General features: G+C 68.2%; 18 protein-coding genes and 1 other RNA gene. 3 read left to right on the forward strand and 16 right to left on the reverse strand.

Annotated features, from left to right (window positions below):
• Positions 1–138 precede the first annotated feature (138 nt).
• Positions 139–1,446, reverse strand: a complete 1,308-nt coding sequence (gene asnS, locus FJX73_07745) for an asparagine--tRNA ligase (protein ID MBM3470665.1) — start codon at positions 1,444–1,446, stop codon at positions 139–141.
• A gap of 66 nt (positions 1,447–1,512) precedes the next feature.
• Here asnS and FJX73_07750 point away from each other — a divergent pair, with 66 nt between their 5' ends.
• Positions 1,513–2,160 carry an HAD family hydrolase gene (locus FJX73_07750; GenBank protein MBM3470666.1) on the forward strand — a complete coding sequence of 216 codons (648 nt, stop codon included), beginning with the start codon at positions 1,513–1,515 and terminating at the stop codon, positions 2,158–2,160.
• A 9-nt stretch (positions 2,161–2,169) separates the two neighbouring features.
• On the opposite strand, the gene FJX73_07755 is transcribed toward FJX73_07750, so the two are convergent.
• The 6 genes from FJX73_07755 to FJX73_07780 all read right to left on the reverse strand — a co-directional run bounded on the left by FJX73_07755 (position 2,170) and on the right by FJX73_07780 (position 7,845).
• The gene (locus FJX73_07755; protein ID MBM3470667.1) at positions 2,170–2,574 is read right to left on the reverse strand and encodes a hypothetical protein; all 405 of its coding nucleotides are present in this window, start codon (positions 2,572–2,574) and stop codon (positions 2,170–2,172) included.
• Positions 2,537–3,370 carry a ParA family protein gene (locus FJX73_07760; protein MBM3470668.1) on the reverse strand — a complete coding sequence of 278 codons (834 nt, stop codon included), beginning with the start codon at positions 3,368–3,370 and terminating at the stop codon, positions 2,537–2,539. Before FJX73_07760 ends, FJX73_07755 begins: the two co-directional genes overlap by 38 nt.
• A gap of 192 nt (positions 3,371–3,562) precedes the next feature.
• Entirely contained in the window at positions 3,563–4,924 is a 1,362-nt protein-coding gene (locus tag FJX73_07765) for a hypothetical protein (protein ID MBM3470669.1), read from the reverse strand.
• Positions 4,860–5,189 (reverse strand): YtxH domain-containing protein, encoded by a 330-nt coding sequence (locus FJX73_07770; GenBank protein MBM3470670.1) that lies wholly within the window; start codon positions 5,187–5,189, stop codon positions 4,860–4,862. Before FJX73_07770 ends, FJX73_07765 begins: the two co-directional genes overlap by 65 nt.
• Entirely contained in the window at positions 5,173–6,267 is a 1,095-nt protein-coding gene (mnmA, locus tag FJX73_07775; GenBank protein ID MBM3470671.1) for a tRNA 2-thiouridine(34) synthase MnmA, read from the reverse strand. The genes FJX73_07770 and mnmA overlap by 17 nt, the downstream gene beginning before the upstream one ends.
• 213 nt (positions 6,268–6,480) lie before the next feature.
• Positions 6,481–7,845, reverse strand: a complete 1,365-nt coding sequence (locus FJX73_07780) for a replication-associated recombination protein A (protein ID MBM3470672.1) — start codon at positions 7,843–7,845, stop codon at positions 6,481–6,483.
• Between the two features lie 71 nt (positions 7,846–7,916).
• Here FJX73_07780 and FJX73_07785 point away from each other — a divergent pair, with 71 nt between their 5' ends.
• On the forward strand, positions 7,917–9,134 hold the full coding sequence (locus FJX73_07785) for a radical SAM protein (GenBank protein MBM3470673.1): 1,218 nt from the start codon (positions 7,917–7,919) through the stop codon (positions 9,132–9,134).
• On the opposite strand, the gene ssrS is transcribed toward FJX73_07785, so the two are convergent.
• From ssrS to FJX73_07800, 3 genes are all read right to left on the reverse strand, one after another.
• Positions 9,135–9,317: non-coding RNA, 6S RNA (gene ssrS / locus FJX73_07790), on the reverse strand.
• A 21-nt stretch (positions 9,318–9,338) separates the two neighbouring features.
• Positions 9,339–11,144, reverse strand: a complete 1,806-nt coding sequence (gene aspS, locus FJX73_07795) for an aspartate--tRNA ligase (protein ID MBM3470674.1) — start codon at positions 11,142–11,144, stop codon at positions 9,339–9,341.
• Complete coding sequence (locus FJX73_07800) at positions 11,141–12,439, reverse strand: histidine--tRNA ligase (GenBank protein ID MBM3470675.1); 1,299 nt, start codon at positions 12,437–12,439, stop codon at positions 11,141–11,143. The genes aspS and FJX73_07800 overlap by 4 nt, the downstream gene beginning before the upstream one ends.
• 473 nt (positions 12,440–12,912) lie before the next feature.
• On the opposite strand from FJX73_07800, the gene FJX73_07805 reads away from it, so the two are divergent.
• A complete protein-coding gene (locus FJX73_07805; protein ID MBM3470676.1) occupies positions 12,913–13,620 on the forward strand; it encodes a nucleotidyltransferase family protein in 708 nt (235 codons plus the stop codon).
• Here the strand turns inward: FJX73_07805 and FJX73_07810 are convergent.
• The 6 genes from FJX73_07810 to FJX73_07835 all read right to left on the reverse strand — a co-directional run bounded on the left by FJX73_07810 (position 13,601) and on the right by FJX73_07835 (position 21,899).
• A complete protein-coding gene (locus tag FJX73_07810; GenBank protein ID MBM3470677.1) occupies positions 13,601–14,239 on the reverse strand; it encodes a histidine phosphatase family protein in 639 nt (212 codons plus the stop codon). The genes FJX73_07805 and FJX73_07810 overlap by 20 nt on opposite strands.
• Positions 14,232–14,675, reverse strand: a complete 444-nt coding sequence (locus FJX73_07815) for a D-tyrosyl-tRNA(Tyr) deacylase (GenBank protein MBM3470678.1) — start codon at positions 14,673–14,675, stop codon at positions 14,232–14,234. The genes FJX73_07810 and FJX73_07815 overlap by 8 nt, the downstream gene beginning before the upstream one ends.
• Before the next feature lie 24 nt (positions 14,676–14,699).
• Entirely contained in the window at positions 14,700–15,881 is a 1,182-nt protein-coding gene (locus FJX73_07820; protein MBM3470679.1) for an aminotransferase class I/II-fold pyridoxal phosphate-dependent enzyme, read from the reverse strand.
• Positions 15,881–18,043: a bifunctional (p)ppGpp synthetase/guanosine-3',5'-bis(diphosphate) 3'-pyrophosphohydrolase gene (locus FJX73_07825; GenBank protein MBM3470680.1), complete on the reverse strand. Its 2,163-nt coding sequence runs from the start codon at positions 18,041–18,043 to the stop codon at positions 15,881–15,883. Before FJX73_07825 ends, FJX73_07820 begins: the two co-directional genes overlap by 1 nt.
• A gap of 110 nt (positions 18,044–18,153) precedes the next feature.
• Positions 18,154–21,525: a single-stranded-DNA-specific exonuclease RecJ gene (recJ, locus tag FJX73_07830; protein MBM3470681.1), complete on the reverse strand. Its 3,372-nt coding sequence runs from the start codon at positions 21,523–21,525 to the stop codon at positions 18,154–18,156.
• An 89-nt stretch (positions 21,526–21,614) separates the two neighbouring features.
• A complete protein-coding gene (locus tag FJX73_07835; GenBank protein ID MBM3470682.1) occupies positions 21,615–21,899 on the reverse strand; it encodes a LapA family protein in 285 nt (94 codons plus the stop codon).

Raw genomic sequence — 21,899 nt, forward strand, 5'->3', positions numbered from 1 at the left:
GAAAATCCTCCCGGCGCGACAACTGCGAAAATAGGAAGCGCCCGCAGCATCCAGCAGCCGCCGGCGCTTATCCGCTTCCAGTAACTGCCCGCTTCGCCCTACCTACTCACCTCTTCCGAAATGGCTGAGCGCAGGGCCCTACGGGTAGAGCCGGTTGAGCAGTCGCGGGAACGGAACGGCCTCTCGCACGTGCTCTATACCGCACAGCCATGCAACGGTACGCTCGACGCCTATCCCGAAGCCCGAGTGGGGCACCGACCCATAGCGGCGTAGATCCAGGTACCACTGATAGGTAGACTCGGGCAGACCGTGTTCTGCCAGGCGCGCCCGCAGCAGCTCCAGGTTGTGGATGCGCTCCCCGCCGCCGATGATCTCCCCGTATCCCTCCGGAGCGATCAGGTCCGCGCCCAGCACGACGTCTGGACGGCCGGGGTCCGGCTGCATGTAGAAGGCCTTGCAGCGGGTAGGGTACCGGTGGATGAACACAGGCCGGTCAAACTGCTGGCTGACCGCGGTCTCCTCATCGCCGCCCAGGTCCTCGCCCCAGGCCACGGGCTTCCCGGCCGCGGACAGAAGCTGCAGCGCCTCATCATAGGAGATCCTCGGAAAGGGCGGGCGGACGCGCTCGAGCGGGGTCAGATCGCGTTCAAGCGTGGCGAGCGGTTCCCGGCAGCGTTCCAAGACCCGCGCAACGACGCTGCTCAAGAAATCCTCCGCCAGCGCCATGTAGCCATCCAGATCGAGGTAGGCGACCTCGGGCTCGAGCATCCAGAACTCGATCAGGTGCCGCCGCGTCTTGCTCTTCTCTGCCCGGAACGTTGGGCCGAAGCAGTAGACGCGCCCGAACGCCATGGCTGCGGCTTCATTGTAGAGCTGGCCCGACTGGGTGAGGTAGGCCGATCCCAGATCGAAGTACTGCGTCTCGAATAGCGTCGTCGTTCCCTCGACCGCCGCGGGCGTGAGGATCGGCGCGTCCACGCGCAGGAAACCGTGCCCATCAAGGTACTCGGTCATCGCCCGGATCACCTCGGCCCGCACTCGCAGGGCGGCCTGCTGGCGGCTGCTGCGCAGCCATAGGTGGCGGTGATCCATCAGGAACTCGATCCCGTGCGGCTTCGACGTGATCGGGTAGGGCTCGGCCTCGTGCACAACCAGCAGCGAGCTCGCGGCAAGCTCCACGCCTCCGGGCGCCCGGGGATCCGCCTGCACGATGCCCGTCACGACCACGCTGCTCTCCTGCGGGAGCCGGTCCGCGGCCGCGAACACCTCCTCGGGCACATCCTTCCGGCTCATGACTGCCTGCACCGCGCCTGTGCCGTCGCGCACCAGGAGGAAGAGTATCTTGCCGCTGCTGCGCCGGTGCTGCAGCCATCCCCGGAGTTCCACTACCTCGCCCACGTGGCCCGGAAGCGCAGTTATAGCCCGGTGCACCGGCTGATCGCTCATGACGGTTCCCTCTCATCCTGAAGGGGCTGCGCTCCTAGTGAGGAATCAACAAGCAGGCCGCCCAAGATGGACGCCCCTCCGCCCCTTCTCATCTTCGACTTCGACAACACCCTCGTTGATTCGCGCATAGACTTCACCGCGATACGCGGTGCCCTGATAGACCTGCTGGAGTCCGCTGGCCCGCTGCCGGAGCCGCGCCGGGCCCTGATGCGCGTCCCGATCGCGGATCTGGTCACCCGGATCGGCGACCTCGCTCCGCACCTGACCGCTCGGGCATGGACAGCCATCGAGGCCTTCGAGGCCGCGGGCCTGGCCGACGCGGTGCCGGTGCCCAACGTGCACGGCGTCCTCGCGGGCCTGGCCGCCCGAGGGTTCCATCTGGCGCTCCTGACCAACAACGCACGGACCGCCACCCAGCGCGTGCTGGACGAACTTGGGCTCTCCGCGCTCATATCCGTGACGGTTACCCGTGACGAGGTGCCTGCCCTGAAGCCCGATCCGGCCGGCATCCGGTTCGTCATGGAACGCGCAGGACCCCACCGAACGACCTATCTGGTGGGCGACTCCTGGATTGACGGTCAGGCGGCGGCGCGGGCCGGCATCCGCTTTGTGGGGTTCGGTCCCCGGCGGACAGAAGTCGAGGCGCGCGGCATCATGCCCTGGGCCTGGATCACGGACCTGCGCGAACTGCTCGACCTCGACTGGAACGCCTGACCGGCGCCCTCACCAGAGGTGCGCGAACTTGGCCGCGAACCGCCGATCGAGCACGCTCCGGTTCAGGTCGTAGACCGGGCACTCGCGCAGCATGCAGATATGCAACGCCTGGTTGCAGTACGCCTCCGGCACCTCCCAGCAGGCATGGCTTATCTGGTAGGCCGCACAGATGCCCCTGGAAGGGTGCACGGCAACCGGCCCCTGGACCGCGATCGGTTTGGGTGCGGGAGAGACCGGCTGCGCCTGGGCTTCCCGCACCAGCCGCAGGAGCGGGCGTTCCACGCGCCCTTCCGCGGGAGAGCCCGCCGGGCTGGCCTCTGGGCGCTGAGAGTCGGTCAGCGCGTCCATCTCGCGCGAGGCCGCCTCGATGACGTTCCTAATGCCGCGCCTCAGCTCCTCGCGACCGCTGGGCATGTGCGATCACCTCTTTGGCAAGACTGGAATATTCCCTGGCGCCGCGCGACGCGGGGTTGCTCACGAATAGCGGCACTCCTGACATCGAAGACTCCACAAGCTTGATGTTGAAGTGGATCGTGGTCTCGAACACCTGGTTAGGGAAGAAGTCGTGGATGCCTCCCAGGATCTCCTTGCTGATCGTAGTGCGGGAGTCGTACATCGTTGGAAGCACGCCCAGGATCTCCACCTGGTGGCCCACCTCGTCACCGACCATCTTTAGGGTCCTGATGAGCTGCCGCATGCCCAGCAACGCGTAGTAATGGGTCTGGATGGGTATGATGATCCCGTCGCAGGCCACCAGTGCGTTCAGGGTCAGCAGCCCCAGGGAGGGCGGCGTGTCAATCAGGATGAACGAGTAGCGGTCGCGCATCGGCGCCAAGCGCCTGCGCAGCGCGTGCTCCCGTCCGATCCTGGCCGCCAGCTCCAGCTCGGCTGCGGCCAGGTCGATAGAGGAAGGGGCGACCTCCAGACCCTCCACCGGCGACGGCCGAACGACGGCCTCCAGTGGCAGCCCGTCGTCGTGGTCGGGATCCAGCAGCACGTGGTAGATCGTCTGCTGCAACGTGGCCGGGTCGATCCCGAGACTGACCGTCGCGTTTGCCTGCGGATCCAGGTCTATCAGGAGACTGCGATGCCCGGCCGCTGCCAGGGAGGCACTGAGGTTGACGGCCGTCGTGGTCTTGCCACACCCGCCCTTCTGGTTGACAAGCCCGACAATCAGTGCCCCTTTGCCCACCTGCCTCCTCCACTCCATCCGGCGCGCCGTCAGTGGTTCCCGGCGTCGTTCTCCTTGAGTACGGCTCGATTCACGAACCGGATCAACCCCGGCCAGACCAGGGGCAGTAGAGCGCCGATCACGATCATGATGCCCAGAGCCCAGAGCACAAAAGTCAGCGCAGCGCGTTCGGTCATGCGGCCCTCCGTTCAGTCGAGCGTGCACGCTCGCTCATGCCTGTTCCACGGGCGGCCGCGCTGCTCCTGCCGGAAAGCGGTTGCGAAGCCAGGCGCGCGCCGACTCGGCATTCGCAACCTCGCCGCGGGCCTGCGCCTCCTCGATCGCGCGCAGCATCACGGTGAACACCGGGCCGGGAACATAACCCATGCCGATCAGGTCGTCGCCTGTGATCAGGCGGTCCGGCTCCGACGCTGCCCTGGCGTGGGCGGCCAGCACCCCTGCGGCGCGGAGGTAGACGGCAGGGTCACTGCCCGCGGCCTCGATGTCCGCGCGGAGCAGCTCGAGCAGACCCGCGGCAAGCCCCTGACGGGCCAGGCGCCGGGCATCTGCCGCCGAAAGGCAACCACCCGTGGACAGACGCTGGAACTCGCGAACGAGGACGACTGCTCTCCGGCGCTCGATCGCAGAGAAGCGTAGTCGGCGGCAGACTTCGCCAGCGGTCTCCGCGTCAGGAAGGCGGCAGAGCAGCGCGGCAAAGGCCGGCTCCGGGCCGAGAGGCACCATGCATCTCAGAACACGGCAGGCATGGTCGAGCGCGTTCACGGCCGGCCCGTCCGCGTGGGGTGGTGGCTGGGACGAGAGGGCCGAAACCTCGGGCAATACGGCTTCCAGCAGACCAGTGGCGGCCATGAGCAGGACCCCGTCGGCGCAGCCCGCCGCAGCCAGCAGCCGGACCAACTCGTCGCGGATACGCTCGGCGCTCACACCGACGATTGTGGGTGCAAGATCCGCCAGAGCCTCGCGCGTGCTCGGCTCCAGGGTGAATTGCAGCTCGGCGGCCAGCCGTACCGCTCGCAGCAGTCGCAGACGGTCCTCGGCAAAACGTTCGGCAGGAGGCCCAACGGTGCGGATGCACCGGCCGGCCAGGTCGGCCCGACCGCCGACATGGTCAATGATCTCTCCGGTGAACGGATCGCAGAGCAGCGCGTTGACGGTGAAGTCGCGACGGCGGACGTCGTCGAGCGCACTGCCGTGTTCAACGTACGCCGGACGTCGGCCGTCCAGGTATGGACCTTCGCGCCGGAAGGTGGCCACCTGATAGGGGTGCCCATCGAGTACGACAGCAATGACCCCGAACTGGGCTCCTACCGGTACCGTCCGCTCGAACAGAGCCGCCACGCGCTCGGCAGGCGCGGCCGTGGCAATGTCCAAATCCACGGGCGGCCGCCCGAGCAGCAGGTCCCGGACGACCCCCCCGACAAGGTAGGTCTCCCACCCTGCCTCGCGCAGCCGCCGAGCGATCTCGATGCCCGGCTGAAAGCGCTCAGGTATGGTGAGGGTCAGCGGACTACTCTTTCGGTTGCTCCTCGGAGGGCTCGTGAAACCCCCTGGCCTTCTCCTCGAGCGTCTCACGGCCCCTCTCCACGATCTCTCGCAGCCGGGCAGCGCCCTCGTCCAGCTTCACCCGCCCGCGCTGCGACAGGTCCTCGGCGGTCACGCGCAGTTTCTGGATGACCTCTTCCGCGCGATCCCGCGCGCGGTCTCCCAGGTCCTCGGCGGATCCGGCCAGACGGGTGCGCGTCTCCTCTCCTGAGCGCGGCGCAAGGAGCAGGGCCACAGCCGTACCGAGCAGCCCTCCGATGATGAAGCCTGCCATGAAGTCACTGCGGTTTCCCATTCCCGTTCATCTCCTCTCCAGACCAACATGCGTCCTCAATGGTTCCTCCGCCCAGTACACGGTCGCCGTCATAGAACGCGACGGCCTGCCCGGGTGCGGCTGCGCGCTGGGGCTCGCAGAACTCGACCCGGACGCGATCAGGGCCGTCATCGTGCAGTACCGCAGGGACGTCGGGAGACGCGTGTCGCGCGCGAACAGTCACTGCGGCCGGGAGCGGCGTCGGCACGATCCAGTTCACCCTGCTCAGCCCGAGGCACCGGCGCAGGAGATCCTCCTGCCCGCCGACCACCAGCATGTTGCGCCGCGCATCAACCTCGAGCACGTACCGCGGGACGCCCAGCGATAACCCCAGCCCCCGGCGCTGCCCGACCGTGTACCGGGCGATACCCGTGTGGGTACCCAACACCGCGCCAACACGATCCCGGATCGGCCCTGGGCTCAGCGTTTCAGGACGCCGGGCGGCTACCATGTCGCCGTAGCGCCCGCTTGGGACGAAGCAGATCTCCTGGCTGTCCGGCTTGTTGGCAACCGGCAGATCCCTACGCCGGGCAAGCGACCGGACCTCCTCCTTGAAGAGAGACCCCACAGGGAGGCGTATCCGCGCCAGTTGCTCCTGCGTCAGCGTGTACAGCAGGTACGACTGGTCCTTTCGGCGGTCCGCGGCCCGAAGGAGCAGCCACCTGCCGCTGGCGTCGTCCGTGGCGATTCGGGCGTAGTGCCCGGTGGCCAGCACGCCGCAACCCAACGCTTCTGCCCGCCCCAGGAGGATGCGGAACTTCACCGCCTGGTTGCACGCTATGCAGGGGTTCGGCGTTCGGCCCCGCGCGTACTCCTCACAGAAGTAGTCAATCACCTCTCGCTCGAACTCCTCGCGGAGGTTAAGAACATAGTGGCGAATGCCAAGGCGGCGGGCCGCGGTGCGCGCGTCCTCGATCGCGGTCAACCCGCAGCAGGCCTGCTTGTTCCCCTCGGGTTCCGGCAGCCACGACGGCCACAGGTCCATCGTGAGCCCGACGACGTCGTGGCCCTGCTCTACGAGCAGGGCCGCCGCCACCGCGCTGTCCACCCCGCCGCTCATGGCGACGGCTACCCTGTTCACGGCTTCACCACGCGCGCTCCTGCCTCTGGCCTTGATGGTATCAGGGAGCGTCGCCTCGCAGCAAGTCAATGACCAGCGCGGCCGACCAGGAGAACTCGTGCGGCCCACAGGCGGCGCCGGAAGCCGCGTGGTAGCACTCCACGAAGCCGGGGCAATCGCACACCACCTCCAAGGTCCGACTGAACTGCGGCATCACGCTTGCTCCCCTTCCTTCGCTCCTTCGCCTGACTGTTCCTTGACCGTCGAGGAGCGCTGCCCCCACCACTCTTCCAGCCGCCTTCGCACCGCGGCCTCCGCGCCGTGGTCGGTGGGCCGGTAGTAGCGCCGGCCTTCCAGCCCTGGCGGCATGTTCTGCTGGCGGACGAATCCTTCCGGGAAGTCGCGCGGATACCGGTACTCCTTGCCGTAACCAAGGCGCTCAACGACCCCGGGGTGACTGGTGTCGCGCAGGTGCACCGGTACCGGCGCAGCGCGCTCCTTCTCGACGTCGCCCGCGGCCTCGCCGATCGCGGTCACCACCGCGTTGCTCTTGGGCGCGGTGGCGATGTAGATCGCGGCCTGCGCCATGGGTATGCGCGCCTCTGGAAGCCCGACGAACTCGACGGCGTGCGCGGCGGCCGTGGCAACCACCAGGGCCATCGGATCCGCCAGACCGACGTCTTCCGCGGCGTGTATCACCATCCGACGGGCTATGAACCTGGGATCCTCCCCACTCGCCAGCATCCGCGCCAGCCAGTACACCGCGGCATCGGGATCGGAGCCGCGCAGGCTCTTGATGAAGGCCGAGATCGCGTCGTAGTGTGCGTCGCCCTCCCGATCGTAGAGGAGGATCCGGCGCTGGCTGGCATCGGTGACCAGCGCGAGCGTGATCCGGCGGCTACCTTCGCCCTCCGCGGCGATAGCGGCGGATTCCAGCGTATTGAGGGCCACGCGGGCGTCGCCGTTGCTCGCGCCTACCAGGAACTCCATCGCCTCGGGATCCACCTCGAACCCGAGCCCGGCAAGGCCGCCCGGATGAGTGAGAGCCCGCTCGACGATGGCCCGGACGGACGCATCGTCTAGTGGATGGAGCTGGGCTACGGCTGATCGCGATATCAGCGTGGGGTTGACGTCATGGAAAGGGTTCTGGGTGGTCGCGCCGATCAGGATGATGGTGCCGTTCTCCACGTGCGGCAGCAGCACGTCCTGCTGGGCCTTGTTGAAGCGGTGGATCTCGTCAATGATCAGCAGCGTCCGCTGCTGATGGAACCTCAGGCGGTCCCTGGCAGCGGAGATGATCCGCCGTAGATCCGCGACCCCGGCGGTGACCGCGTTGACCTGCTCCACGCGGGCTTGCGTCCTGGCCGCGATCAACAGCGCGAGCGAGGTCTTGCCGGAACCGGGCGGTCCCCAGAGGATCAGGCTGCGAACCCGGTCCTGCTCGATCGCCGTCCGCAGGGCTCGGCCCGGGCCTACAAGGTGCTCCTGCCCGACAAACTCGTCGAGCGTCCGCGGTCGCAGGCGCGCGGCAAGCGGAACTGCGCCAGACCCTGCGGGAGCGTCCTCGAACAGCGCCATGGGTTACCCCTTATCGTACCACGGGTTGGGCCGCCGGAGGGACCCGAGCGCCGGGGTGCGAACAAACGGGTATGCGCACCACACGTCCGCCGCGCATCGCCTGCAAGCGTGAATCGCTGGTGATCACCGTGTTTGATGGCGAAGAAGCCATCTACACCTTCGATCATGCCGGACGGTTCTGGTCGGCGTGGGCCGGATACCGCCTCTACCGGCGCGCGCTGGACGGCCGGGTGATGCGAAAGCACACCGATCGCAGCGGACGCCATCCCCGCCGACACAGGAGCTTCCTGGAAGGTGGGGCGCGCGCGGCCATCACGGACGCGACAGCCAGGGCGGCGGCCGCAGCCCTCCTCGCCCTGCGCAGCGGCACCGCCGAGATCCTCTGGTCCCTGCCCGGAGAGCCCGATGCGGGCAGGGCAGCGGCTCTGCTGGAGGCCGCCGCCCGGTTCGATGCCGGCGCGGCCGAGGCGGATGCTCAGAGGTTCGCCTCGGTATATGCGCCGGTGCCGATTCTTCCTCCCGACCGCTACCGCTCCCTCGTCGTCCAGGTAACCGAGGGCTGCCACTGGAACCGCTGCACCTTCTGCTCGTTCTACCGGACGCGTCCCTTCCGGATCAAGCCGCTTGACGAGTTCGCGTCTCACCTCGGCGCGGTCCGGGCGTTCTTCGGCCCGGGGCTCACCCTGCGGCGGGGTGCGTTTCTGGGAGATGCAAACGCCCTGCTGCTGCCTGTCGCCGACCTCATTCCGCGCCTGGACCTGCTGGCGCGCGCGCTGCCCGAGCATGCCGGCGACCTGGCGGCGTTCATAGACGTGTTCACAGGTCACCGCCGCGACTGCCGTGACCTGGCAACACTCCGGGCGCGAGGGCTTCGCAGAATCTACCTGGGTCTGGAGAGCGGCGACGACCGGATGCTGGAGTTCCTCAACAAGCCCCAGTCGGCCGAGGAAGCGATTGGCCTTGCGCACGCGGCCCGGGAGGCGGGCCTGGCGGTAGGCATCATCGTCATGGCCGGCATCGGCGGGGACGCATTCTGGCCGAGGCACGTGGAAGCCACGCTGGCGGCGATCCGGGCCATGGATCTGGGTGCCGGAGACCTGCTGTACGTCTCGGCGTTCGCCGCTCCGCGCGAGGGCCCCTACGCCGAGAGGGCAATGGCAGCCGGAGTGAAGTCGCTCACCGAGGACGAGGTATGGGACCAGGTGGACGAACTGGTCTCGGGATCCAGGGCGGTGCTAGGGGCCGGGGCTCGCGTTGCGCGCTACGACATAGAGGAGTTCATCTACTAGCAGGCCCCCGCCGTGCCGTGCGGGACGGAGTTCCCGAACCCTGCTCTCGCAGGTGGGTGCCCTCCCGGCCGCTCCGGCTTCCCGCGGACTGGCAGCGGGTCTGCCTCGGCGTCCGGAGCCGGGCTCCCCGGGCCAATGTGTTGGATCGGAACTTCTGGCCCGCCTCGTGCACGGCAGGGGACCTTCCGCGCACCTCTAATCCTATCAACCTGCGCCGCCGCCCGCAACCTGATCCTGTGCAACCACGATGTGAACATCGCGCAGCAGATCCGGATCCGCAGGCGCAGGCGCCCCGATCATCAGGTCGGTCGCGCTCGCGGTCTTGGGAAACGCGATCACGTCGCGGATCGTGGCCTCCCCGGCAAGGAGCATCACGAGCCGGTCAAGGCCCAGCGCTATCCCGCCGTGGGGCGGTGCGCCGAACCGCAGCGCGTCCAGCAGGAAACCGAACCTCGCCTGCGCCTGCTCAGGGGAGATCCCAAGCAGCCGGAACACCTGCTCCTGCACCCCGTGCTCGTGGATCCGTATGCTCCCCCCGCCCAGCTCCACGCCGTTCAGCACAAGGTCGTGGGCCCTCGCGCGCGCCCGGCCGGGCGACGCCTCCAGTAGGGGCAGGTCCTCTTCCATCGGCGCCGTGAATGGATGGTGAACCGCGACGAACCGCCCCTGGGAGGGGTCAAACTCCACCAGGGGGAACTCCGTCACCCAGGCGAACCTCGAGGCAGCACCGTTCTCGCGCAGGCCCCACCGGTCGGCCGCCTCCAGCCGCAGGCGCCCTAGCGCGGCCGCGGTCGCCTCGGCTGGCCCGGCGACAAGCAGGATGAGATCCCCCTCCTGCGCGCCGGTGCGGGCCGCAATCGCATCGAGCACACCCCTGGACAGGTGCTTGGCCAGTGGTCCCCTGGGTCCCGACGATGTCAACGCCACTGAAGCCAGACCTTCGGCGCCGGCAGACCGGGCCACGGCGGCAAGGTCATCCATGTCGCGCCGGCTGGCTGCGGCGTGCCCTGGTATGCGCAGAGCACGCAGCACTCCTCCGGATGACGCGGCCTCCTGGAACCTGGCCACGCCGCTCTGGCCCGCCAGATCGGTTAGGTCCACGATCTCCAAAGGCACCCGCAGATCTGGCTTGTCGGATCCGAAGCGCAGCATGGCATCCGCGTACGACAGCCGTGGGAACGGGCGCTGGATTTCGGTGCCCAACACCCTGGCCCAGACGTCGTGGAGCATCTCCTCGGTTATCGCCAGGATCTCGTCCTGATCAACGAAGCTCATCTCGATGTCTATCTGGGTGAACTCCGGCTGGCGGTCCGCTCGCAGATCTTCGTCGCGAAAACACCTCGCTATCTGGAAGTACCGGTCTATGCCGCCTACCATGAGCAACTGCTTAAACAGTTGAGGGGATTGCGGGAGCGCGTAGAACTTCCCCGGCTGCACCCGGCTCGGCACCAGGAAGTCCCGAGCCCCTTCAGGCGTGCTGCGGATCAGCATTGGCGTCTCAACCTCCAGGAAACCCTGACGGTCGAGCGACTCGCGGATCGCCATCGTGGCCTTGTGCCGCAGCATGAGGTTGCGGTACATGCGCGGGCGGCGCAGGTCGAGGTACCGGTAGCGCAGCCGCAAGGCCTCATCCACCGCGGCCTCATCGCCCGGCGCAAACGGCGGCGTTGCCGACGGAGACAGAATCCTCAGCGTCCCGGCCCGGATCTCGATCTCCCCGGTGGCCAGGCGCGGGTTCACCGTTCCGTCCGGGCGGCGTGCCACCAGGCCGCTGGCCGCCGCGACGAACTCCGCCCTCACTTCGCCCGCGGCCGTCGCGCTCGCGGGATCCACATCGCCCGGGTTGATGACCACCTGCGTCAGCCCCTCCCGGTCGCGCAGATCGAGGAAGACTACCCCTCCCAGATCCCGCCGGCGCTGTACCCACCCGGCTATGCGGACTTCCTGGCCCGCGTGGGCGCCTCGCAGTTCCCCGCAGGAGTGCGTGCGCTTCTCCCCCACCGCCTTCATCCTCCCTGCCCGCCGCCGGCTGGCTCTCGCCTCCGCAGCCGATCCCGCAGCGCGGCTGCAACGCCTGTCCGCCCTATCGTGATCTGCTCGCCGGTGGCCATCTCGCGCAGCGTGACCGTGCCCGCGGCCAGCTCATCGTCGCCCAGGACCACGGCCATCCGCGCGCCGAGCCGGTCGGCGAGCTTCATCTGCGCGGCCACCGGACGGGCCAGCAGGTCGCCATCGGTCCTGATGCCTGCCTGACGCAGTTCGTCTGCCAGGCGGAAGCCTTCTGAACGCGCGGCCGAACCGATCGTCACCACCATCGCCTCGATCCCCCGGTCCACGGGCCCGGCCAGCCCTTCCTGCTCGCCGACCAACAGCAAACGGTCCAGGCCGAAGCCAAAGCCCACGCCAGGGGTAGGCGGTCCTCCCAGCTGCTCGGCCAGCCCGTCATAGCGTCCGCCACCAAACATGGCGTTCTGAGCGCCCAGGCGGCCGGAGTAGACCTCCACGGCCGTGCGCGTGTAGTAGTCCAGCCCCCGCACGATGAAGGGGTCGAGCGTGTACCGGATCCCCAGCGCGTCGAACTGCGCCCGAACGCCCGCGAAGTGCGCAGCGCAGGCGTCGCAGAGGTAGCCGAAGATCGGCGGGGCGCCGCGTGCGATCCGATTGCACCCCTCGCGCTTGCAGTCGAGAATACGCAGCGGGTGCTCTTCGTACCTCCGCCGGCAGTCCTCGCACAGATCGGTGACACGGGGCCTGAAGTAGTCGCGCAGCGCGGCCAGGTACCGCGGGCGGCAGCCAGCGTCGCCGACGCTGTTCAGCCGTACCTCGACCTCTGCCAGGCCCACCTTCTGGAGCAGGCGCACAGGCAGCGCTAGCACCTCGGCATCGGCCGACGGATCCGGACTGCCGATGATCTCGGCACCGAACTGCGTGTGCTGCCTGTAGCGGCCGCGTTGGGGCCGATCGTAGCGGAACATCGGCGCGATGTAGTAGAGCTTCACGGGCTGCGGCCAGCGCGCGAGCCCGTGCTCGAGAAAGGCGCGCATCACCGCCGCGGTCCCCTCGGGGCGCAGGCTGAGCGAGCGGCCCCCGCGATCCGAGAACGTGTACATCTCCTTCTCGACGAGGTCGGTGTTCTCGCCCACCGTGCGCTGAAACACATCCGTGTGCTCGACCGCCGGTGTACGGATCTCGCGGAACCCGTAGCAGGCCGCCATCTCGCGGATCTCTGCCTCCAGCGCCTGCCACCGTTCCACCTCGCCTGGGAGGATGTCGCGCATGCCGCGCGGCGCCTGGAATGCGGCCATGGTTCCGTTCCCCCTCTCTTCCTGCCAAGAGCAACGCTCCCGTCCGTCAGGGACGGGAGCGTCGTATCTTCCCGCGGTGCCACCCTGGTTCCCGGCCGGCGCGAAGCAACCGGTCGGACCCTCTACGCTGTGACGGGCGGACCCGGACGACCCCGGCCACGGCTGCGCGCGGCCGGACCCATCGGCTCAGGGGCGTCGTTCGGAACCCGGGGCGCCTGGGGATGCTCGCAGCCCGCCGAAGCGAGGCCTCCCCTCTCTGAAAGGGCCGGGTCCTACTCTTCCCTTCCCAGCCGGTACCGTATGAACCTGAAACTTGCGGCTATTCTACTGTTGGGCGGGCTCTGCTGTCAAATCACGCGAGACCGGCACCGTACACTGCCTGCGGCCGCAGGTTTCCTCGTCCAGGAGGTCGCAGCCGCAGGGGCGAAGTCATACAACAGGAACCCCAGCCGTCCTGAAGGGAGGCGCCACAGGTGCAGGCAATCATCCTGGCCGGCGGACGAGGGGAGCGGCTCCGCCCCTACACCGAAGACAGGCCCAAGCCCATGGTCGAGGTCCTGGGCGTCCCGATACTGGCGTACCAGATGCACTGGCTGCAGACGCAGGGCGTTTCGGAAGTCGTGGTGGCATGCGGGTACAGGCACGAGGTGATCCGGGACTACTTCGGCGACGGCGCCAAGTGGGGCATGCGGATTGACTACGCTGTTGAGAGTTCACCCCTCGGACGCGGCGGCGCCATCCGCAGCGCGTTCGGGAGGCTGCGCCCGAGCGAGCAGGTCGTGCTGGCGACTAACGGCGACATCCTGACGAATCTCCGGCTCGCACCGGTCGTAGACCATCACCGCGGGGGCGGGAATCTGGCTACGGTGGTGCTCACGCCCTATGTCAGCACCTACGGGCTGGTGGAGACAACCGCGGACGGCCGGGTGGTGGCGTTCCACGAGAAACCAACGCTCCCCTACTGGATCAACGCCGGGATCTACGTGCTATCCCCCGAGGTGATACCAATGCTCCCCGAGGTCGGGGACCACGAGCGAACAACGTTCCCGGAGCTGGCCGGGCAGCGACGCCTGGGCGCCTACAAATCCGAGGCCTACTGGCGATCCGTGGATACGGTGAAGGACCTCTCCGAGGTCAGCCGCGAGCTTGAGCAGCGATTGCTCACTGCGTTTCTTGCCTGAGGGGGCGCACCGGCGCCACCGCATTGAGCACCAGCATCACCGGAGTGCCGTCCACGAACTCGAACACGGTCAGCGACGCGGGCGAGATTTCCATCCGCCGCATGGCATCCAGGGGCAGTTCGAGCAGACGGCATATCAGCGCCAGGATCGGATCCTGGTGGGAGACGAGCAACGCAGCACCTCCCTGCTCCACCCACTCGCGCGCGCACTCGGCCATGCGGCCCGCAATCGCCTCCACCGGCTCGAAGCCGGGAACCGCCATCCGCGATGGCTCGGTCCGCCATGTCTGCCATTCGGCAGGATGGCGGGCGATCACATCGGCGACCGGCATGCCTTCCCACGGCCCGAGCCCGGCCTCGATGAGACGATCGTCCGCGGAGACGGGCCGGTCCACGTGTTCGGCGATGATGGCCGCGGTCTCCATCGTGCGGTCCAGCGGGCTGGACACGATACGGTCCGGAGGCGCTCCCTCCAGGTATAGCGCGAGGGCCTCGACCTCGGCGCGGCCAGCTGCGCTCAGGTGCACCCCGGGGAGCCGGCCGGCGAACCGGTTGACCGGCGGCACCAACCAGTCGTGGTGCCCGTGGCGTACTACCATCAGGCGGGGCGTGTCAGCCATCTGTATCTAGGACGAGCGTCACGGGCCCGTCGTTGTGGATCTCCACGACCATCTTAGCCCGGAACCGGCCTGTTGCGACGGTGATGCCAAGTGTGCGCAGCCCGGCGACGAACTCCTCGCACAGCGCCTCGGCATGATCCGGCGCCGCCGCCCGAATGAAGGATGGACGGCGCCCGCGGCTAACATCGCCGTAGAGCGTGAACTGCGAGACAACCAGGACCGAGCCGCCCACTTCCATCACGGACCGGTTAAGCTTCCCGGCCTCGTCGTCGAAGATGCGCAGGTGGGATACCTTCTCGGCCAGTGCCGCGGCCTGCGGGGATGCGTCGCCTGCCGCCACGGCGAGGAGAACCATCAGCCCCGGACCGATCGAGCCGAGCGTTGCATCGCCGACGCGCACGGCCGCCCGCGCTACCCGTTGAACAACTGCTCTCACTGTGGTTTCCGCGGCGGCTCCGGCCTAGCCATCGGCACGTGGGGCAAGGGCGCCGAGGCGGCGCCGCACCTCTTCCAGGGTTTCGGGCCGCTTGGGAAACGCGAAGCGCACGTGTGGCGTGCGGGCCGAAGGATCGCTGCGGAAGCTGCTGCCCGGAACCACGGCGACGCCCACCTGGGAAGCCATACGCCGCGCAAACGTCACGTCATCATCCGCGCACAGGCCGGTGAAGTCGGCCATGACGTAGTACGCGCCGCGCGGCACGACACACCCGAAGCCGGCCCCGGTCAGGATCTCAAGCATGGCGTTCCGCTTGGCCTGATAGAACGCGCCCAGGCCCGTGTAGTAGTCGCGCGGGAAGTTGAACGCGGTCACCGCCGCCTCCTGCAGCGGTGCCGGCGCGCCTACGGTCAGGAAGTCGTGGGCGCGGCGGATACCGTCGGCGATCGCGTCGTTGCCGGTCAGCGCCCATCCCACCCGCCAGCCGGTCACGCTGTAGGTCTTGGACATACTGTTGACCGTGACGGTGCGCTCCGCCATCCCGGGCAGCGCAGCCAGGCTGATGTGGACCGCCCCATCGTAGAGGATGTGCTCGTAGACCTCGTCCGTGATCGCCAGCACGTCCCATTCAAGGCACAGGGCCGCGACCTGCTCCAGCTCGGAACGGGTAAAGACCTTGCCGGTGGGGTTGTGAGGCGTGTTCACGATGATGGCCCGCGTCCTTTGCCCGAAAGCGGCACGCAGATCAGCGGGATCGAACGGCATGGCCGGATCCGTGAGATCCAGTCGGACATACCGAAGGTGCGCGCCTGCCAGCAACGCGTCCGGGCCGTAGTTCTCGTAGAAGGGTTCGAAGAGGACGACCTCGTCACCCGGGTCCAGGACGGCGAGCAGCGTGGCCATCATCGCCTCGGTGGCCCCACAGGTCACCGTGATGTGGCGCTCCGGGTCCACTTCCAGGCCGTTCGACCACGCCACCTTGTCGGCGATCGCGCGCCGCAGCCGCGGGGACCCCCATGTGATCGAATACTGGTTCCACTCTCCCCGCACCGCGGCCACGGCGGCCTCCACCAGCTCCGGCGGGGGGTCGGAGTCCGGAAAGCCCTGCGCCATGTTGATGGCCCCGTGCAGGTCGGCGAGCCGCGTCATCTCACGGATCACCGACTCGGCGAAGAGTTCAACACGCGCAGACGTCGTGCGCCTCATTACGTGGGCACGACCCTGGCTACGCTGAAGACCTCGGGGACCTTCTCGACGCGCTGCATGACCGCGTGCAGCTGGCCGATGTTACGGATGTCCAATACGACGTTCGTGACGACGACCTTGTCCCGCCGTATGCGAGCGTTCATCGAGAGGACGTTGGTCCTCGTCTCCGCGATCGCGGCCAAGATGTCCTTGAGGAGTCCCACCCGATCGAACGCCTCCACCTCCACCTCCACCTGGTAGATCCGCTCCTGCACGGGCTCCCATTCCACCTCGAGCAGGCGCTCGGGATGTGCGCGCAGGAAGGCGATATTTGCGCAGTCGTTCCTGTGGATCGCCACGCCGCGGCCGCGGGTCACGTACCCGACGATGCGGTCGCCTGGCAGCGGGGTGCAGCAGCGGGCAAAGCGCATGAGCACGTTGTCCACGCCCCGCACTCGGACTCCTTGCGGTGCACCCGGCGGCGCCGGCGGCACGGTGGGGGGCACCGCCGGTTCCTCTTCGACGGGGAGTGTGCCCCGCAGCGCGTGTGCCACCTGTAGGAGCGAGAGGTCGCCGTTGCCGATCGCGGCCAGCAGCTCGTCGGCCGACGACACCCCAAACTGCCCGATGACCTCCTCGAGCCGCTCGGGCTTCATCGCCGCTGCCACGCCGCCGGTACGCCGCAGTTCGCGCTCCAGCATCTCCCGGCCGCGGGCCAGGTTCTCCTCGTGTCGCTCGCGCTTGAACCATTGCTTGATCTTGGATCGGGCGTTGCTGGTCACGGTGAACATCAACCAGTCCCGGCTTGGACCGGCACTGCTCTTGCTTGTGGAGATCTCAACGATATCGCCGGTGCGGAGCTTCTGCGACAGCGGAACCAGCCGTCCGTTCACCTTGGCCCCGACGCAACGGTGTCCGACGTCGGTGTGAATGCGGTAGGCGAAGTCCACCGGGGTCGCGCCGGCCGGCAGGTCTACCACGTCGCCCTTGGGAGTGAAGACGAAGACCTCATTCTGGAAGAGGTCCAGCCGGACCGACTGCACGAACTCGCGCGCGTCGGCCAGGTCCTGCTGCCACTCCAGCAGCTGCCGCAGCCAGGCCAGCTTCTGGTCCACCTCTCGGATCTGTGCCGCGCCCTCCTTGTACTTCCAGTGGGCGGCGATGCCGCGCTCGGCCTCGGCGTGCATCTGATGGGTGCGAATCTGGATCTCCAGAGGTTCTCCCTCGTGGATGACGGCCGTGTGCAACGACTGGTACCCGCTGGTCTTCGGGCTGGCGATGTAGTCGTCGAACTCCCCCGGGATCGGCTTCCAGACGGCGTGAACTATGCCGAGCGCGGTGTAGCAGTCCTTCACGTCATCGAGCAGCACACGCACTCCCAGGCGGTCGTAGACGCGCTCCACGGGCTGTCCCGCGTACTTGGGGCGCTGGAGCTTCTTCCAGATGCTGTATATGTGCTTGGGCCGGCCAGTGATGTTCTTGGGATCCACCTTTATTCCTGACCGTTGGATCTCGCGGTGAAGTACGCGCACTACCCGATCCACCAGCGCCTGCCGTGCGTTCTCGGCCTGGGCCAGCGAGCGCGTGATCTCGGCGTAGGTCTCGGGCTCGAGTTGCTGGAATGCCAGGTCCTCGAGCTCCTTCTGGACGCTGCCTATTCCAAGCCGCTCGGCCAGCGGGGCATAGATGTCGAGCGTCTCCTGGGAGGTACGCTGGCGCTTCCACTCCGGGAGCGGCGCTATTGTGCGCATGTTGTGCAGCCGGTCGGCCAGCTTTATCAAGACAATGCGGATGTCGTTGGCCATTGCCAGGAACATCTTCCGCAGGCTCTCGGCCTGGCGCTCCTCCCGGCTCTGCCACTCGATCTTGCCCAGCTTGGTGACGCCGTCCACCAGCGTGGCGATCTCGGGGCCGAACCGGTCGCGCAGTTCGGATAGTTCAACGCCGGTGTCCTCGAGCACGTCGTGCAACAGGGCGGCGGAAACCGTGGTCATGTCGAGGCGCAGATCGGCCAGGATCGTCGCCACGGTCACCGTGTGCATGACGTACGGTTCGCCCGAGGCGCGTCTCTGGCCCTCGTGGGCCCTGGCAGCGGCAAGGTAGGCCTCGCGCACGAGATCGAGATCGGCCTTTGGGAAGTTGGCCCGCAGTGTCGCGATGAGACGCTGGACCTCAGGCGGCAGGTCCTGGAAGCTACCTTGTTGTCTGCGCAGATCCAGCCACTTCACCGCTGGACACCGCCGTTCGGCTTTTCCTGCAGCATTTCGGTGCGAGGCCGCCGAGCCCTCCTGAACTACGGCCTCGACAGGTCGTCCAGGATTCGCGCGGCCGGACCGCCTGCCCAGGCACGCAGATGGGACCAGGCCGCGTGCTCCCGCATCCCCTCCCTGTACCTGAGTGACCGGCCCAGATCGCCTCGGGCGCCGGCGCCCAGCAGGGTGTACAGCCCCCCGGAACCCTCGGCGTCCTCTCGGGTGAGGATCCCGGCCTCGACCATGATTGCCAGGCACGCAGAGAGAACCCCCTTCGGGAGGACCGTCTTCGAACCTGCTCCTGCCCGTCCCCGCGCCCTTAGTTCATGGTAGCACCGCACGAGCGTTTCCCGCGACGGGCAGCGCGCTTCCAACCGGGCCGCGGCAGCATCAAGCGCGTCAGGGCCGAACCGGAGCTCTACGGTCGTCGCCTGCCCCTTCAGGCCTCCAGAGCCCATGCAGTCGCCTGCAAGCAGGGGGTCCGTCGGCAGACCCAGAACCACCACGCGCGCGATGTCCTCAGGCAGCGCCGGCGCAACCAGATGTGCCCCGGCGACCAACACCGTCAACTGCCCTGCGGCAAAGAGATCCTCGATCACGCGGCGCAGCGCCGATGGCAGGCCCGCGTGATAGTAGGCGATGAGGTCCGCCATGTCTGGGTGGCGCGTGCGCAGGTGGCGCGCGGCCGTCACGCTCGCGCCAGCATCGTCCGTCAGGACGAGGACCTTCTCCTGGCGCGCTCGGCCGGTGGCGAGGCCGATCTCTTCACCCGGGAGGCCGCGGCGGTCCACCACACGCAGGTTTGTCCGGGCAGGACCAGCGGCCACGACCCGGTCAATCCCGACAGCAGCGGCGGCCTGCGCCAATGCCTCGAAGGGCAGCGTTCCGGCCAGGAGGCGTAGGCGACCGCCGTACCGTTCGCGCAGGAGGGCAATGTCGGACTCCGGGCTGTGGGGATCGAACACGGCCACTACACCGCCTGCTTCCGGAACACGCAGCTCAGTCCAGAGCGCGGACGCAAACAACAGGTCGAGATCCCCTCTGCCCCAGGCCGCGCAGATACGGGCCGTGTCCTGGGCCGGAAGCAGGCCGTGGGCGCCGGCCACGCGGAGCCCGAGCCCTCGCAACCACATCCCTGCAAGCCCATACCAGGCATCCACCACAGCGGACCGCGGCAGCACCACCACGACCGGCCCGTCACCGCGGGATACCAGGGCCGCTGCCGCCATCACCACCACGGGAAGGAGATTGCGGCCCGGCCCAAAGCGGGCCGCGACCGGGCTTCCAGCAAGAACGGCATCCAGGACCTCCTGCTGCCGGCCGGAGAGGGTGCGCCCGCGGCTCAGATCGGAGACCAGGCCCTCGAGTGGTCCGCGACGGCCCTCGACGATCTCCCCTTCCCAGGTTGCCTCGCGGTTGACATGGATGTTCAGCCCCCACGCGCGGTCCCCGCCGCCGGTGAGCGCCGTCGCGGTCGCCGCGTATCGGGCCCCGGCGTCCATGGCCGGCGCAAGCCGGGCTGCCAGTGCCGCCCGCAGGAACCCGAGCTGCCGCCCGTCGCCGAGGCAGACCTTGATCGCGTGCGGATCTCGGGGGTTTTGGGGATCCCGCACCAGGCGGAGCGCCTCGCCGGCCCGTACCGACGCCAGGGTCGCCTGGCGCCCCTCGAAGGTGACGCCGACCACCTTGGTATGGAAGGCGTCGGCTTCCTCGACCTCGCGCCGGTCGAGATCGAGGTAGTCATCCGCACGCTCGAACAGGCGCCCCAGCAACTGCGCGGTGCTGGAGGTCACCTCTGCCGGCTTCAGACCTGGGGTGCGGAGATCCCGCACGACCAGCCGCACGGAGCTGACCTCGCGCCATCTGCTCTCCTCCAGTGAATAGGCCAGGTCCACGCGTGCCTGGGTGAAGGCCAGCAGCTCGGCCAGGTCGCCTTGACGGAACGCGATCGCCTCCGCCGTGAGTGTGCCATCCCCGACAACCATGCGTAGATGGGCTCCATCACCCACCAGTCGCGTGCTGTGAACCCGCAGTCCGCTGGTCGCAAACACCGGCGGCTCGTTTCCGCTCCCGAAGGGGGCCAGGCGGCCGAGTTCCGCGGCCTGTTCCAGGGTGGCCGCCTCCAGAGGGATCTCGGCATCAATCTGCACGACCGGCTCCAGATCTTCGTCACGCAGTTTCCCCGCAACCGCGGCAAGAAACGCGGACCGGAACCCTTCCACTGCGCCCGCCGGGATCGTAAGCCCGGCGGCCATGGCGTGGCCGCCAAAGGCGGTCACGTGGGCTGCGGCATGGGAGAGCGCCTCGACCATGTGCACCGGAGGGATGCTGCGCGCCGATCCCTTTCCTAAGCCCTCCTGCAGCGCGATCAGCACTGCCGGGCGGTAGTACCGCTCAACCAGCTGCGAAGCGACGATGCCCACGACGCCGGGATGCCAGCCCTCGCGCGCGAGGACCAGCGCGGGCTGTTCCTGCAACCCTCTCGCTTCGACATCCCCGATGGCCTCTGCCAGCACCTGCTCGCACAAGGCACGCCGCTCTCTGTTCAGGCCGTCAAGCCTGCGGGCCAGCATCTCTGCCTCTTCAGGGTCCTCCGTGGTCAACAGGCGGACCGCGTCTGCCGCATGAGCCAGCCGCCCGGCCGCGTTGATCCGCGGGGCCAGCCCGTGAGAGAGGTCGCGAACGCCGAGAGGGGGCAGCAGCGCAGCCACCTCCATGAGAGCGCGCAGCCCCAGGACGCGGGTTGAGCCCATCCGCTCAAGACCGCGGGCTACCAGGATCCGGTTATCACCCAGCAGCGGCGCCATGTCCGCAACCGTACCCAGCGCGGCGAGTTCCAGGAGGTCGCCGTCGCCGTCGTCGTCGTGCCGTTCCAGGAGCACGCACAACGCTCGCCAGGCCTGGTACGCAAGCCCGGCGGCGCAATACTCGGTGCCGGGAGCCGCGCCTGCGACATGCCGCTGCGGGTGCACGACGGCTGCGGCCTCGGGCAACGGGCCTGTGGGCTCATGGTGGTCCAGCACTATGAGGTCTAGCCCGGCCGAGCGGGCGGCCTCTGCCGCGGATGGCGCCGAGATGCCGCAGTCAACCGCCACCAGAACCTCCGCCCCCTCGGATGCCAGGCGGGCCACGGCGTCGGGGTGCAGCCCGTAGCCCTCGGCGCGGCGATCGGGTACGTAGTACTCCACCGCAACGCCGACGCTACGCAGCCCTCGCACCAGGATCGCGGTTGCCGTCACCCCGTCGGCATCGTAGTCGCCGTATATCGCCACCCGCTCCTGGTCGCGCACCGCCTGCGCCAGGCGCGCGGCGGCATGGTCCATCCCAGCCAGATCGAAAGGGGAACTCAGCCGGTCAAGGCCGCAGTCCAGAAAGGCCGCGGCCGCGGCTGGATCAGAAAGACCCCGGTTCATGAGAACCTGGGCCGTGAGGGTGGTTACCCCGAGGGTGTCTACAAGGCGGCGCCGCGCCGCCGCGTCAGGTGAGGCAACGCACCAGCGGGTCAGGGGTTCTGGTTCAGCCGGCCGCCGGATGCAGGCGGTTGCGACTCAAGCTCGCGCAGGCGCGCCTGCATCTCCCGCAGGCGCGATCGCAGCCGCTGCTGTCCGATGAAGCCGCTGACGAAGACGAGAAAGCCGCCCAGAACGGCGGCGCCTATGGTTGCCAGCGCCAGCGTCGTCCGCACCTCCCAGACCGCGAGACGGAGCACAACGGCCGAGGGATTGGCCAGCGCGAAGACCGTGACCGCGGCAAACAGCAGCAACGCGAACACGGTGAATACCGACAT

The organism is Armatimonadota bacterium (assembly GCA_016869025.1).
GTDB lineage: Bacteria > Sysuimicrobiota > Sysuimicrobiia > Sysuimicrobiales > Humicultoraceae > VGFA01.